General features: G+C 65.1%; 1 protein-coding gene. It reads right to left on the bottom strand.

Annotated features, from left to right (window positions below; all coding sequences use genetic code 11):
• Window positions 1-32: 32 nt before the first annotated feature.
• Window positions 33-1,232 (bottom strand): tyrosine-type recombinase/integrase, encoded by a 1,200-nt coding sequence (locus tag EET03_RS29710; RefSeq protein ID WP_099194203.1) that lies wholly within the window; start codon window positions 1,230-1,232, stop codon window positions 33-35.
• Between the last annotated feature and the right edge of the window lie 43 nt (window positions 1,233-1,275).

Raw genomic sequence — 1,275 nt, 5'->3', positions numbered from 1 at the left:
GGTGGCGAACGCGCTGGTGAAGCCGTGGCCAGTCATGACCGCACGGCTTCTGGGGTCGAAAGTACGCAGTCGAGCAGACGTGCCCGGTCCACACTCATGTAGAGGTTCGTTGACTCTTCGCTGGCGTGGCCGAGCACGGCTGCGATCGTCGGCAGCGGAACCGCCGCGGCCAGCAGCCGGGATGCGGCATTGTGGCGCAGCAACCGGGTTCCCGCCCTCGGCTTGTTCACCCCCGCTTTCCGGAATGTCTCCACGGTCACCCGATGCACCGTCGCGTGACCGCCCAGCCGGGTGTGTGGGGCTTTCGAACGCAGAAACAGGTGATCATCGCCGGAGCTGGGCCGTTCGTCGAGCACATAGGCGGCCAGCCTGTCCAGCAGCAACGCCAGCAATGGCAGCGTCAGCGGGTTGCCCGTCTTGCATTGCGCCAGGCCGATGGTCTGCCCACGCCAGTCGACATCGCCGAGCCGCAGCGCGACGATGTCACAAGCCCGCAATCCCGTCGACAATGCGAGCAACGTGATCGCGGCGTCCCGCGCGCTGACCACCCCCGACGCACACGCGCGAACAACCCGTTCCTGGTCGGCATCATCCAAGACGGGCACTATCGCGTGAAAACGTTTGATGCCAGCCAGATTCACCGCATTAACCAGATCGGTGCGGCCGGTGAACTTCAGGAACGGACGAAAGTTCGACACCACCCAAAACAGCGACGACTTGGCCCACCGATCCAGTAAGGATTCCAAAAACGCCAGCACGCTGGCGCCATCGGCCCCGTCCAGCACGGCGATCCCGCGTCCTTCCAAAAACACCAGGTAGCTACGCGCCACCCGCCCGTAGGCCTCACAGGTGGCCGGCGCCAAACCGCGGCGGCCCATCTCGGCCTCCCACGCGGCATTCAGCGCAACAAAGTCGGCGCCCCCGGGCCGTGGACCTCCGCCATCGCGGCCACGAACCGACAGGTCCACCCGGCCGGTCTGCACATACGAGTCGAACACCGCGACCAGACGCCGGTAATCGAACCGCCGCTGAGCGCTGAACCGACCGGTGCGCACACTGGTCGTCATCGACGCGAACTCCGCACCCAAACCGGTGGAATACTCCCGCCCCGAGGCGAACTCCGTCAGCGCCTTGATCGTCTTCGCGTACTGACCAACTGTCGATTCCATGTAACCGGCCGCGCGTAACTCCGCCACGACAACCGCGCCGATCCCACCGACCGTCGTATCCATCACCGTCTCCTTCCACAGACGTACAGATACGACGGACGCTAAC

The sequence above is a fragment of the Mycobacterium innocens genome, from assembly GCF_900566055.1.
Lineage (GTDB): Bacteria > Actinomycetota > Actinomycetes > Mycobacteriales > Mycobacteriaceae > Mycobacterium > Mycobacterium innocens.
Note: the sequence above shows the minus strand (reverse complement) of the source record. Positions and strands in the feature narration are given on the sequence as shown.